Here is a 13,575-nt window from a genome sequence, read left to right as displayed (position 1 = left end):
CTTCCGTGAATTCTAGGTTAATCATGTTTTTAATGAGTGCTTTGCTTCTAATTATGACTCTTGAACTATATTATTGTCTTTGAGTAAAAAATGCAAGTTATAACCGTGCAAAGTATAGTAGGGACAAGATCATTTGTCCGTAAAAACTATTCTCTCTATCGAACTTTTCCTGAGGATGAAGCAGCCCAGTCCGCCCATCCCCATCGCCTTCGTATAGAGTATAAGGTGAAGTTAGCTGATGGTGAAATAGCTAGTGACTATCAAACTCAAGAAAGAGACGAAAGAAACGAAGAAGAAGGAAAATTTCTTGCCAAAAGTTCTGTTGAGGTGATTCCCGATGCGTCGTTTAAATGTCCATAAAAATCAGGGTTTTACCCTGTTAGAAATTTTGGTAGCTTTGGCAATTGCGGGAATTCTTGCCGCCTTAACCGGACCTAATTTATTAGCGTGGTTGAATAGCAATAGAGTCCAACAAGCCACCGATGCTATACAATTAGCTCTAGAGGATGCCCAAAGACAAGCTATCCGTCGAGGGAAAAGTTGCACGATTAAATTTACCAACGGTACTGGCAATAATCCCACGGTTTACCGGCAAATAACTGCCAGTGAACCGGGTTGTTTAGTGGCGACTAATACTAATGCGAGTTCCCTAAATCTGCCGGAGGAAATATTTATGGTGGTGAAGAATTTTCCTCTCCAGGGCGGCACTCCGGGGGTACAGTTTTCCTTTCGGGGTCATGTGCCGAGGTTAACCTTTGATCCGCCACAAAACCGAGCGATAATCGTATTATATCCCGCCGCCGATGCCTCCGCTGCCCCCTATCCCAACCAAGAAAAAAAATGTATAGTTATCGCTTCTCTGCTAGGAATAGTTAAACAAGGCACTTATACTGGAACTTCTCTAACTAACCTCGATGCTCGTCAATGTGAAATCCGTCTCGATGGAACTCAACCCTAATCAGTTATCAGTTATCAGGTGTGAGTTATCAGTTATCAGTTACCAAATGTGAGTTATCAGATGTGAGTTACCAGATGTGAGTTTTTAGTTGACTGATTACTGATTACTGATTACTGATTACTCATTACTTTTGATTGCTCAAAAATAGTCGTAATTTCAATAAACTGAGAGTTTGACCGAGATTGAGGGGAAGGAGAGAAATGCCTTCTAACCGCGATTGTAACCAACCATCGCCCCAATACCATTCGTGATAGCCATCGATACCTTGACTCAAAAGCAAGCGTAAACACTGGTCATTGGCCAATAAAACCTGATGTTGTACGGGGATTAAACCTAACCAAGAGGTAAAAGTCAAACCTTCCTCTAATTTATCGGGTAGATTGGGTGAGAGCATTTGCGGCCACAGCCATTGACGGAGATGAGCAGTTTTGAGCAAACTATCCCCGATAGCCTGTTCACTGGCCGAGATTTCGATACGCAGCTGACTTTGTTGAAAATTGCCGAACATATGATTGTCTGATAATTTTTGTTAAGTTAGTTAAAGAATAACTAAAAATCGGGACAGCGTTTTCCAAGGATAACAGTAAGTAGTATGGCAGATAAATTAATCCGCGCCACGGCCGCCGATGGGGGAATTAGAGTAGTAGGAGTGATTACCACCCGTTTAACCGAAGAAGCTCGCCAAAGACATCAATTATCTAACGTAGCCAGCGCTGCTCTCGGTCGCACGATGGCATCGGCTTTACTCTTGGCTTCCAGTTTAAAAAAACCCGGTTCTAGGATCAATATTCGCATTAAAGGCGATGGTCCCCTGGGCGGTGTTTTGGTTGATGCCGGACTCGATGGCACGGTGCGCGGTTATGTGGACTATCCCCAAGTGGAATTACTCCCCAATGCTAAGGGTAAATTAGATGTGGGTCGCGCGGTGGGTAACAAGGGTTATGTGCGAGTCTTACGCGAAGAAAAAGGCGAGGGGAGAAATGAACTTCAAGAAAGCATCGTCGAGATAGTTTCTGGGGAAGTGGGGGAAGATATCGCCTACTATCTAGACCAATCGGAACAAATTCCCTCCGCTTTGCAAGTGGGGGTTTTTGTCGGTACAACCACAGGAGTAACGGCAGCCGGGGGAATTTTATTACAAGTTCTCTCTAAAGAAGCAGCCCGGGATGAGGTCTTAGTGGCTCGTTTAGAGTCGAGATTGCGAAAATTAACGGGATTTACGCCCCTTTTACGCGCAGGAAAAGGACTAGAAGATATTTTTCAGGAACTTCTCGGAGATATGGGTCTAGAAATTTTTCCGGCTGTGCAGATGCTGCGTTTTGATTGTAGCTGCTCTTTTGAACGGGCCCTAGGAGCTTTAAAATTCCTCGGGGTCGATGAATTAAAAGACATCATCGAAAAAGATAAACAAGCGGAAGCCGTCTGTGAGTTTTGTCGGGAAGTGTATAATGCCAACGAGAGACAATTAATCGAATTAGTCGAGTCTCTACAGGCTGAATCTTGCTGAGAAGTTGGGCAATAAGCGCCATTAAGGTAAAATCTATCTAAAATATCTGCCGGGGAGTTGTGAATGTCTAAAGGAAAAGAATTAACCGAAAATCTAGTCAAACGAGAATCGATTGACCCCCTGACTCGTTGGCCAGAGAAAACTAAGTCTTTTCTTTTTCTCTTTTGGTCTCGATACCAGCATCGTTTCACTTGGAAAGTTTGGGCGGCTTTATTTGTGGTGGTCTTTGGCGGTGTTGGCTTTCTCGCCACTTGGCAGTTATTAAATATGCAGAAGTCGCCCAATTGCCCAAAAATCTTCTGGCCTATCGCTTCTGCCTCCCTGCGTCTCTACTGCGCTCAACTTTCCGCCGATAGTCGCACCGTGGCAGGTTTACTCGAAGCCATTGCCCTGGTGGAAGCTTTACCCGAAGACCATCCCTTGCGATCGCAAGTCAATCAACAGGTGGAAGAATGGGCGCGAGATATACTGAATTTGGCCGAAAAAGACTATCAAGCGGGAAATTTAAAGCAGGCAATCGCTAAAGCTCGTCAAATCCCCAATAATATGGCAGTAGCGGCAATTATTGAAGAAAGAATCGCTAAGTGGCAAGAAACTTGGACGGAAGGCAACGAGATATTAAGCAAACTAGAGGAAAATCTCCGCGCTTCCAACTGGAATCAATCTTTCCGTCTGGCAGTGGATTTATTGAACTTAAATAACGAATATTGGGCAACGGTTAAGTATAATGAAGCGATCGCTAAAATTACCGTCGCCCGGGAAGATAGCAGTAAATTAGATAATGCCTTTAATCTCTTTGCCCGGGGCGGTCTCAACAATTGGTTCAAAGTCATCGAAGAAGCTAGAAAAATTCCAGCCAGCAGTTATGCCTATCAGGAGGCACAAAAATTAATCGCGAAAACCGAGGATAAACTAAAAGAATACGCCGAAAGATTAATTGAGCGGAAGCAATGGCAAGCTCTCCGGGATTTGGCTAACCAAACCCCCAAAGACCTCAAAATTAAAGCAGATGTCACCGATTGGTCTCTCTTGTCGGAAGCGGCCTTAGATGCGGAAACCGGCACGGTGGACGGATTAGAAGCCGGCATACTGGGACTAGAACAAATTGACGCTTCTCGACCCCTCCATCAAACGGCCCTAGCTATGAAGGAGCGCTGGCAGTTACAGGTACAGGATCTAAAAATACTGTCCGAGGCTAGAGATTTAGCACAAGCAGGTACAATCGAGCAGTATAGCGCCGCTATCGCGAAAGCGGGAGAGGTCCCCCGTAATAATCCCCTCTGGTCGCAAGCACAGCAGGAAATTGGCTCTTGGAATCGTCAAATACAAGTGATTGAAGACCGGCCGATTTTAGAACGGGCGCGGGAAATCGCTATCCCCGGCGATATTAATTCCCTCAGTAGTGCTATTATTCAGGCCCGGGCTATTGGCAAGAATCGGGCCTTATACCGAGATGCTCAACGGGAAATTCGCGACTGGCAAGCGCGGATTGAACGCATGGAGGATCAACCCATTTTAGATCAGGCTCAAGCTTTGGCCAATCTCAAAGACTATAGCACAGCGATCGAAACTGCCAATCAAATTCCCCCCGGTCGCACTCTTTCCTCGGAAGCTTCCCAAAATATCCGTCGTTGGCGCCGAGAGTTGCGGGCCCGTCAAAATCTCCAACAGGCTAATCAATTAGCGGCGACGGGAAGCGCAGAGGGTTTAACCCGAGCGATTGCTTTAGTTACCAATATTTCCACTCAAACCGACGCAGGTGTGCAACGGACTGAATTGCTGGAACGTTGGAGTTATCAGCTTTTGTCTTTAGCCACGGCCCAAGCTAATAATGGCCGTTATCTGGAAGCTATTCGCCTTGCTGAATCCGTATCCCGGGAAAGTACCGCCTACAGTTCGGCTCGCTCCCAAATGCAAGGCTGGCGCAATATTCTCCAACCGCCGGCCCCACCACCAATAGTTGAATCGACTCCCCTTTCTCCAGAGTCCCCGATAGAAACACCAAGTCCGGGTCAATAATCAGTTTTAGAGGCTGTTTTTGCCGTGGATTACCCCTAAAAAAGTCCCTCATCCCCAGGGGTCTGTCCAGTTAAATCTGCATTATACTCAATCCTGTTTACAAGGTATGGGAGAGCGGGGAGAAACAATCCATAACTTGGGAGTTCATCGCACTATTAAAAACCGATTTATACTAAATCCGTTGATTACAGGCTAGTTATCAGGAGAGGCACTCATGCAAGAGGCACTCATGCAAAAGGCACTCATGCAAAAGGGAATAAATAATCAGTTTTTAATAAATGGATTTAGTATTAGTATAAATTGCCAAAAAATAACCAAAGCCAATTTTAAAAAGATAAAAGGTGTTAAGTAGTCGTGCAAAATTAATTTCCTAGTGAAGATAGGCAAGAGGCAAGAGGCAAGAGCGGGGTTAGATATGTGTAATTAATTTTGCTTAGGTACTTATCAATTAAATTAATTAATCAAGCAAAAAACAGATCTCCGTAATTTCTATAAACCTCCTGCATAATTAATTTTTCATGGTTCAAAAACAGCAATAATAAGGATTAAATAACACAAAATCTTTAAATAGACCATTTAATTGATTATTATTCATTCTTAATTCTCCTGACTACTGACTACTGGCTACTGACTCCGTTCGGCTGAGCTCACGGCCGAAGCCTAACCCTAAAAACGATTTTTGATTTCTGTAAGAGGTCTTATGAAAGCAAGTGAGGTACTGGATTTATATGCCAAAGGGAAACGCAATTTTAAAGGAGTAAAATTAAAAGGACAGTGTTTTCGCGGACAGAATTTATCGGGGGCTAATTTTAGTCAAGCAGATCTGCGTGGTACTAATTTTCAAGGGGCTATTTTAGAGGGAACTAAATTTACCGAGGCTAGGGCAGGATTACTAAAGCGCGGTCGGCTACAATTAATCTTAATTTCTTGGTTAATAGCGGCTTTCTGCGGCTATCTGTGGGGATTAACTGGGTATTATCTAGCTTTAATGCTGGTGACAGATGTAACCGAATTTAAAATCATTGGTGCGGTGATAATCACGATTTTATCCCTAATTTATGGAAGATTTTATCGTCAGCGAGTTGGGGGATTACCCTTAGTTTTATCCTTGATTTCTGGTCAATCAACAAGTTTTATCCTAGCAATTTCCATCAGCTTAATTTTAACTTTATTGACAGTAATTATCTTGGCTTTTCAGGGAGCATTAGCAGGAATAGCCGTGATGAATCGAACTTTTTCTATAGCTTTGATTGTTGGGGTTTGTGGTACTTTATTCACCGCTTATCTGGCTTGGTTGTCCCTAGAAGAATCGAGACAAACAATCACGAAATCGATAGCAATTGCTTTTTTAGCCAGTAAAGGTACAAATTTTTGCGGCGCAAATCTTAAAGAAGCGGATTTCACGGGAGCGCAGTTAAAAGCCACTGATTTAAGAGCAAAAGATTTAACTAGAACTCGATTTTATCTGGTATCGGGCATCGATCGAGCGCGTTGGGAAAAGACAATTTTAGCCGAAGTGGCGATGAGAAATCTTCTCGTTACTGGTCAAGGGGAAAATAAAGCTTATATTGGCTATAATTTTCGTGGACTGAATCTTTACGGGTTTAACTTCAAAAATGCCAATCTCACTAGGGCAAATTTCAGCGAGGCAAATTTAGCCTACGCTAATCTAGAAGGGGCAAATTTAGCCCATAGTAACGTGATGAGAGCCAATTTACAGGCAGCCACCCTGACGGGCGCTTGTATCGAAGCTTGGAAAATCGCCGAAAATACCAATTTAGAAGGGGTTGATTGTGATTATATCTATTTAGTCGAGTCCGACCAAGAGCGCCGTCCCAAGCAGGGAGAATTTGGGGAAGGGGAATTCCAGCAATTGGCCCTGGAGCAGCGAAAATTGTATATTGACGAATGAATGCTATACAAAGCTAAAATTGCCGCGCCGAGGCGGACAATTAGAGGGATAATAAGACCAGCCTTAACACCTATCCCCCGACTGGTAACTGATCACTGATAAGCGATGGTGAATATTTCTAATCAAGTTACACCCAATTGGGGACTAGCGCCCCTGGCAAAAGTCCCCGATGTCCAAATCCTAGCGGCGATCGATATTGGTACGAATTCGGTTCACATGGTAGTGGTGAAAATTGAACCGTCTTTACCCGCTTTTACGATTATTGCCAGAGAAAAGGATACAGTCCGTCTGGGCGATCGAGATAGGAAAACTGGTAAATTAACCCTAGCGGCCATGGAAAGAGCGATCGCGGCTTTAAAACGCTGTCACGATCTGGCTATTAGTCTCCATGCGGATCAGATTATCGCCGTGGCCACCAGCGCCACCCGGGAAGCAGCCAACGGTGACGAATTTTTGGCTTTAATCGAGAAAGAAGTCGGTATTTCTGTAAATCTCATCTCTGGACAGGAGGAAGCGCGCCGGATTTATCTCGGTGTCGTCTCGGGAATGGATTTCCAAAATCAAGCCCATATTATTATCGATATCGGTGGTGGTTCCACAGAATTAATCTTAGCTGATAGCCAAGAAATTCGCTTTCTTAGTAGTACCAAAATCGGGGCTGTGCGTTTGACCCAAGATTTGATCACCACCGATCCCATTAGTACCACAGAATTAGCCTATTTAAGGGCATACACCCGGGGAATGTTGGAGCGGGCAGTAGAGGAAATTAAACATCATTTACAGGTGGGAGAAGTGCCGCGTTTAGTGGGAACTTCTGGGACGATCGAAACTTTGATGACTATCCATGCTTTGGAGAAATTGGGGGAAATTCCCAATCCTTTAAATGGCTATCAATTAACCCGTAAAGATGTCAGAGAATTGGTTAAACGTTTCGCCAGTTTGGACTATCACCAAAGACTGGCAATTCTGGGGATGTCCGATAAACGGGCCGAGATAATTCTAGCTGGTTCGATCGTGCTTTTGGAAGCGATGACCATGTTAGATGTTGATAAGTTAGTTCTCTGTGAAAGGGCCCTGCGAGAAGGGGTAATCGTCGATTGGATGCTGACCCACGGTTTAATTGATAATCGGTTACTTTATCAGAGTGAAATCCGTCAGCGCAGTGTCTTGAAAATAGCGAAAAAGTATCAAGTTAATTTAGAATCGGCCGAGAGAATAGCGACATTTTCCTTGTCTTTGTTCGAGCAAACCCAAGCACAATTACATTCTTGGAATCAGGAGGCTAAAGATCTATTATGGGCGGCGGCAATTTTACATAATAGTGGTTTATATGTTAGTCATGCTGCCCATCATAAACATTCCTATTATTTAATTCGCAATGGTGAACTGTTGGGCTATACAGAAATAGAGTTAGAAGTTATCGCTAATATCGCTCGTTATCACCGTAAAAGTAAGCCGAAGAAAAGACACGATGATTTTATGAAATTAACGGAATACTATCAGTATATGGTCAGACATCTAAGTGCTATACTGCGCTTGGCCGTGGCTTTAGATCGACGACAAATAGGAGCGATTAAAAAGATTGAATGTAAGTACGATCCCGAATATAGAACCCTACATCTGCATCTTTTTCCTAATAATGCTGAAGATGATTGTGCTTTAGAATTGTGGAGTTTAGACTATAAAAAACCCGTTTTTGAGGAAGAATTTGGGGTGAAAGTAGTGGCAACTTTGGCATTTTTACCCTGAAATCATGAGCGATGAGTAGCTTGAAATCGGCAAGATTGGAATTTTCGAGACTTGTTACCCGTTATTCTAGGTCAAGATTATCGACCGTGGCAAATTGATAATTTTTGTTGATAGTCAAGCAGGAAAACAGTTAAAAACTGCGAAGTTACTGTTATAATCCAGAGGGAATAGGAACGCAGAAAGAAAAGGAGCCGAAAAACTTGTTGCAATTAGCCAAAATCAGCCGCTCGATCGCTCTTGGTTGCTTAGGAACAATACTGACTAGCTTCCCTGTCCTCTCGGCCGAGAGAATCACTTTTATCTTAGCGCCCTTTAGTCGTACCCTAGAAATTAGTTCCCTAGAAAAGTTTGCCAAAACTGGCAGAATTGACGCTAATCTAAGACAATATTTAGGTAATACGACTGCGGAACAACAAAAAGAATTTCGCCAAGCTTTAACCACAAGTAAAGAAATTAATCCCGTCCTGATCTCGCGCTTTTTTAACACCAGAATGGGGGAAGATATTCTCAACCTTTTAGGGGAACTGATCACCATTCAAGGGGGTATTAATGGTAAATTTGCCCTGCGTTCTGCCCTAGTTAAATCAGCTTTTGAACCGGAAGGGGTAACTATTCTTAGCCTGCTGCGTAATCTGCCCACTAATATGCAGATTGATGTGACAAAAGTGCAAAGATTAGCCCGGGCGATCGATGTCGTCCTGAAAGCCACCACGGTATTTACGGAAAAGGTGGCGCAATTATCCTTAGAAGAAGCTAAAAAGGCCGGTGAAATTAATTTTACCGCCATGACCGACCCCCGACAACCCGGACCGCAACAAGTGGAACAGATGCGGCTGGATTTAACCGATAGCCGTCGTCAGAGGAAACTTTATCTAATTATTGTCAAACCCAAGGGGCAATTAACCCAGAAAACCCCCGTTATTGTCTTTTCCCACGGTTTAGCTTCTCGTCCTGAAGATTTTGTCCGACAAGCGGAACACTTGGCTAGTTACGGTTATCTCGTCGCCATGCCCCAACACCCCGGCAGTGATACCCTACAGGTGCAGAATCTGCTCGCCGGTTTATCGCGGACGGTTTTTTATACCAACGAATTTGTCGATCGTCCATTGGACATATCTTTTGTGATCGATGAATTGCAAAGACGCAACGCGGGGGAATTTCAGGGGCAATTAGATTTAGATAATGTGGGAGTTGGTGGACATTCCTTCGGCGGTTATACAGCCTTAGCTGTGGGTGGAGCGACAATCGATTTCGAGAATCTACAACGGGACTGTCAAAGAAGATTGGCTTTTCTCAATGTCTCCCTCTTGCTGCAGTGTCGTGCTTTGGATTTACCCCGGGAAGAATACAACTTTCGCGATCCGAGAATCAAAGCGATTTTTGCGGTTAATCCGTTTAATTGGAGTATTTTTGGGGCTAAAGGACTGGCTAAAATCGAAATTCCCACTTTTGTGGCGGCAGGAACCTACGATCCGGCTACCCCCGCTATTTTTGAACAGGTGCGCTCTTTTCCCCTGCTCAAAACCGAAAATAAATATTTAGCTCTGATTGAAGGTCAAGCTCACGTTGACTTTTCGGTACTAGATGCGGGAATTAACGAAGCGATCGAATCCATAGCCGATCTTACCCTGCCAGCACCATATCTGATCGATAGTTACGCCCATTCCCTATCTTTGGCCTTTTTTGAGGTCTATATTCGCAAAAACCCCAGCTATAAACCTTTTTTACAGGCGGCCTATTCCCAATATCTCAGTCAAGGCCAGGAGTTTAGATGTTTTCTGATTACCCGCGCTTCCTCGGCTGCTTTAGAACAACTGATCAAAGATTTTGTTGCTCAAAATGTCCGTTAATCAGTGATCAGTGATCAGTTATCAGTTATCAGTTAACTGATCACTGAAAAAAATTACCACCTCCTACTCCCAATTCATAATTCATAATTCATAATTTATGTTTGTTGAGGGCGTTTAAGTAGTAATTGGATAGCCAAAAGAATTAAACCAATGGTGACAAAAACAAAAATAAAGGTTCCTAGAGAAGCTAAACCAAAAACTAAAGTTCGGACAGCACTGCCAATTCTCAAGGCGATCGGACTGTGAGCAACCATTGGTTTTGAGTAAAAAGAATGACCGATCGCTGCCGTGAGATAATAGAGAATTGTCCCCAATGCTGCCGAAATTGCCGCGCCAACTAAACAGCGAGTAGGAGTAACTTTTTTGGTTTCTAATTCTGTGGTCATTACTTTTTATTCCTCAAATACTGCCCGGGTTAAATTTTAATTAGGGTTTGCTGAAAAAGTTTTTCGTGGGGGTAGGGTGTGGGGTGTGGGGTGTGGGGTTTTACGGATTTTGAGGGGGTCAGTTACCTAATTTTCAGGGAAAAAGTCCTGGAATTTTACCCCCGATCACTCCAATAGCTGGCACTTTTTGAGGGAAAAAAAGTCTAAAAGTCTTATCCAACAAGGGTTTTAGATTTATTCAGCAACCCCTAATTAAACCTCTTGCATAATTAATTTTTGAGGGTTCAAAAACGTCAAAAATAAGGATTAAATGGCATCAAATCTGTAAATAGATCATTTAATTGATTATTATTCATTCTCAATTTTCCTGACTACTGACTACTGACTCATAACCCTAACAACAATTTTTGATTTTTACAAGAGGTCTTATGAAGGTAGATCAGACAGTGATGCAATTCAGACTTGAATCAGCCTATTATGAAAACTTTTCTGACTTTTCTTCAGCTATTTATGGATGCCTGAATGATGCCGATCTGAAACATAAAAAACAACTGGATTCCTTGCTTACTCTAGGATTTCAGAAGTTTAATAAATCTCAGATTATGAACGTCCAAAGTATATAAACCCCCAGTAGATGGGAGTGCCAGAGCTGCGGAGCAGTAACCAGTAAACAGTAAATAATGAAATATGATTTGCTGATGACTGATCACTGATCACTGAATTTATCTTTTAGCGGCAACAATGGCAAAAACGGTGGTATGGGGATCATCTTTTAAAGTCACCCCTTCCGGCATTTTTAAATCACCCACGAGCAGGGATTGCCCCACACCGATGCCCGAAACATCAAATTCGATCACTTCCGGGATATTATCAGCAATACAGGAGACATTAACTTCGTTAACGAACTGTTCGATTAAACCGCCCTGTTTGGTTCCGATCGCTTCTCCTATGGCTTTAATCGGAACGACGATATCGAGCTTACCGTGGGCAGACACCGAGAAGAAACTGAGGTGATAGAGATTTCTTTTCCAGGGATGAGATTGTACCTCTTGGATCAAAGCTTTTCCCGTCCAAGGCATTTCCGGAACATTGACATCCACCAGGGTATTATTCACCGAGGCCTTTTTAAGCAGGGTTAAGGCCGCTTTTTCTCCCACCACGAGGGAAACCGATTCCGTGCCGTTATGGCCATAGAGAACCGCCGGGATCAAACCCTGACGACGTAGAGCCCTGGGGTTAATATTTTCGGGTCTTTTTTGACATTCAACGCTAACTTGCATAGTTGACTAATCCTCTTTAGCAATGATTTAAAATTCGTAATTATCCCAAGGCGAGCCATTTTCGTCCAAAAGAGCGCGTTTGGGTCCGTGAATGGGATCTTCAACGATAATAGTTTGGTCGCGACTAGCTCCTAGGGAGATAATAGCGATCGGTACTTCCATGATCGCCCCTAGGAATTTTAGATAATCGAGGGCCTGTTTGGGCAAGTCTTCCAGACTCCGACAAGCGCTGGTGGGTTGTTGCCACCCCGGCATCGTTCGGTAAATCGGTTGACAACGGGCGAATTCCACCGCACTACTGGGTAAATGGCGACAGGTTTTGCCGTCCAATTGGTAGGCGACACAGACTTTGATTTCCTCTAGGGTATCGAGAACATCTAATTTAGTGATCGCTAGACAGTCTAAACCATTGATTCGCACTGCGTAACGACCGATAACCGCGTCAAACCAACCGCAGCGACGACGGCGGCCGGTGGTGGTCCCGAATTCCGCCCCACGATCGCATAATAACTGCTCGACATCCCCCTCTAATTCCGTCGGAAATGGACCTTCACCTACCCTAGTGGTGTAAGCTTTGGCCACACCGATCACTCGATCGATTACCGTCGGACCGATGCCAGAACCCACACAAGCACCCCCGGCGATCGGATTGGAGGAGGTAACGTAGGGATAGGTTCCGTGATCGAGGTCGAGTAGGGTGCCTTGGGCCCCTTCAAAAAGAATATTCTTACGCTTGCGGATTGCTTCGTAGATTTTTAAGGAACTATCGACCACATGGGGACGCAGTTTCTCGGCATATTCTAGATATTCCTCGATCACCGTCTTCGGATCTAAAGGCGGTAAGTTATATAACTTTTCTAAAATGACGTTTTTATAATTGATCGTCCATTCTAGTTTTTGCTGCAGATTCTCGGTATTGATCAAGTCGATGACTCGAATACCGATGCGCTCGGATTTGTCGGCATAGGTGGGGCCGATACCCCTTCCCGTGGTGCCGATTTTATATTTCCCCCGTTTTTCCTCGGATGCTTGATCGAGCAGCCGGTGATAGGGCATAGTGACATGAGCCGTTTGCGAGATATAGAGATTGTCGGTAGTAACATTGAGGGCGTGTAATTGCGCCATCTCTTTGAGTAACACCGAGGGATCTATGACTGTTCCAGAGCCGATTATACATTCCGTATCCGGGTAGAGAATACCAGAGGGAATTAGATGGAGTTTGAACGTTTGTTCATCGACGACGACGGTATGACCCGCATTTACGCCACCTTGAGAACGCACCACCACATCCGCCGATCGACTCAGCAGATCCGTGATTTTTCCTTTTCCTTCGTCGCCCCACTGAGCGCCGATTACAATAACGTTAGCCAAGGTATTTTAGTCTAGCTAAAGTTCACACAAACTACCATTATCCACACTGGATAGATATTTTGTCAAGAGCATTATTGATTTAGTTATGGCTTTATTTCGTCGTCCTTCACCACGTTTATTCACCCTATTTACCTTTTTCTTGTTGCTCTGCCCTGGGGCAGCGTTCTTTTTCCAAGGGAAACCATGCCGCGAGACTTTAGTCCCTCTGCCTCAAGATCCATAGAAAACGGGTTTCTCAAAGAAACCCGTTTTCTGGAATAAGAGGCGATCGCAAATTTAATCTCTCTCAATTAATCAACTGGAAGCTTTAGGAGAAGCTTTGTTGGATTTTACCAAAGCGGGAGATTTAGAGGAATGGGTGCGATCGCTTCTGTAGGTGAACCTGGTGTTAAAACTATTTGGTTGGGACTGGGAAGATGACATAATATACTTTGCACGGTTATAACTTGCATTTTTTACTCAAAGACAATAATATAGTTCAAGAGTCATAATTAGAAGCAAAGCACTCATTAAAAACATGATTAACCTAGAATTCACGGAAGA

General features: G+C 43.8%; 12 protein-coding genes and 2 pseudogenes. 10 read left to right on the top strand and 4 right to left on the bottom strand.

The features are described from left to right. Positions 1 to 108: 108 nt before the first annotated feature. Positions 109 to 360: pseudogene (locus EWV60_RS00770) on the top strand (type 4 pilin); the annotation flags it as partial. Further along, positions 338 to 958 carry a pilus assembly FimT family protein gene (locus EWV60_RS00765; protein ID WP_016517065.1) on the top strand — a complete coding sequence of 207 codons (621 nt, stop codon included), beginning with the start codon at positions 338 to 340 and terminating at the stop codon, positions 956 to 958. The pseudogene EWV60_RS00770 and the gene EWV60_RS00765, both read left to right, overlap by 23 nt. A gap of 124 nt (positions 959 to 1,082) precedes the next feature. Here the strand turns inward: EWV60_RS00765 and EWV60_RS00760 are convergent, their stop codons facing one another. Continuing rightward, positions 1,083 to 1,466, bottom strand: coding sequence for a hypothetical protein (locus EWV60_RS00760; protein WP_002737184.1), 384 nt, complete (start codon positions 1,464 to 1,466; stop codon positions 1,083 to 1,085). Positions 1,467 to 1,550: 84 nt separating this feature from the next. Between EWV60_RS00760 and hslO the strand changes: the two genes are divergently transcribed. The 6 genes from hslO to EWV60_RS00730 all read left to right on the top strand — a co-directional run bounded on the left by hslO (position 1,551) and on the right by EWV60_RS00730 (position 9,995). Then, the gene (gene hslO, locus EWV60_RS00755; protein WP_002735233.1) at positions 1,551 to 2,465 is read left to right on the top strand and encodes an Hsp33 family molecular chaperone HslO; all 915 of its coding nucleotides are present in this window, start codon (positions 1,551 to 1,553) and stop codon (positions 2,463 to 2,465) included. A 63-nt stretch (positions 2,466 to 2,528) separates the two neighbouring features. Further along, a complete protein-coding gene (locus EWV60_RS00750; protein ID WP_024969758.1) occupies positions 2,529 to 4,484 on the top strand; it encodes a hypothetical protein in 1,956 nt (651 codons plus the stop codon). A gap of 214 nt (positions 4,485 to 4,698) precedes the next feature. Then, complete coding sequence (locus EWV60_RS00745) at positions 4,699 to 4,836, top strand: hypothetical protein (protein WP_287230251.1); 138 nt, start codon at positions 4,699 to 4,701, stop codon at positions 4,834 to 4,836. A 348-nt stretch (positions 4,837 to 5,184) separates the two neighbouring features. Beyond that, on the top strand, positions 5,185 to 6,396 hold the full coding sequence (locus EWV60_RS00740; RefSeq protein ID WP_287230249.1) for a pentapeptide repeat-containing protein: 1,212 nt from the start codon (positions 5,185 to 5,187) through the stop codon (positions 6,394 to 6,396). Positions 6,397 to 6,501: 105 nt separating this feature from the next. Then, positions 6,502 to 8,145, top strand: coding sequence for a Ppx/GppA phosphatase family protein (locus EWV60_RS00735; protein WP_287230247.1), 1,644 nt, complete (start codon positions 6,502 to 6,504; stop codon positions 8,143 to 8,145). Between the two features lie 200 nt (positions 8,146 to 8,345). Beyond that, complete coding sequence (locus EWV60_RS00730) at positions 8,346 to 9,995, top strand: alpha/beta hydrolase (RefSeq protein ID WP_287230246.1); 1,650 nt, start codon at positions 8,346 to 8,348, stop codon at positions 9,993 to 9,995. A 95-nt stretch (positions 9,996 to 10,090) separates the two neighbouring features. On the opposite strand, the gene EWV60_RS00725 is transcribed toward EWV60_RS00730, so the two are convergent. Continuing rightward, entirely contained in the window at positions 10,091 to 10,381 is a 291-nt protein-coding gene (locus EWV60_RS00725; protein ID WP_002737160.1) for a DUF3082 domain-containing protein, read from the bottom strand. 461 nt (positions 10,382 to 10,842) lie between these two features. On the opposite strand from EWV60_RS00725, the pseudogene EWV60_RS00720 reads away from it, so the two are divergent. Next, positions 10,843 to 11,004: pseudogene (locus EWV60_RS00720) on the top strand (IS630 family transposase); the annotation flags it as partial. Between the two features lie 99 nt (positions 11,005 to 11,103). Here EWV60_RS00720 and EWV60_RS00715 read toward each other — a convergent pair. Further along, positions 11,104 to 11,661 carry a 50S ribosomal protein L25/general stress protein Ctc gene (locus EWV60_RS00715; RefSeq protein WP_002781534.1) on the bottom strand — a complete coding sequence of 186 codons (558 nt, stop codon included), beginning with the start codon at positions 11,659 to 11,661 and terminating at the stop codon, positions 11,104 to 11,106. 27 nt (positions 11,662 to 11,688) lie between these two features. Beyond that, complete coding sequence (locus tag EWV60_RS00710) at positions 11,689 to 13,032, bottom strand: adenylosuccinate synthase (protein WP_002776296.1); 1,344 nt, start codon at positions 13,030 to 13,032, stop codon at positions 11,689 to 11,691. Positions 13,033 to 13,321: 289 nt separating this feature from the next. Here EWV60_RS00710 and EWV60_RS00705 point away from each other — a divergent pair, with 289 nt between their 5' ends. Next, positions 13,322 to 13,408, top strand: coding sequence for a DUF4351 domain-containing protein (locus EWV60_RS00705; RefSeq protein WP_223210794.1), 87 nt, complete (start codon positions 13,322 to 13,324; stop codon positions 13,406 to 13,408). Positions 13,409 to 13,575 lie beyond the last annotated feature (167 nt).

It is taken from the genome of Microcystis sp. Msp_OC_L_20101000_S702 (genome assembly GCF_007095705.1).
Lineage (GTDB): Bacteria > Cyanobacteriota > Cyanobacteriia > Cyanobacteriales > Microcystaceae > Microcystis > Microcystis ichthyoblabe_A.
The sequence above is the reverse complement of the archived record's forward strand: the minus strand, read 5'-3'. Positions and strand labels throughout refer to the sequence as shown.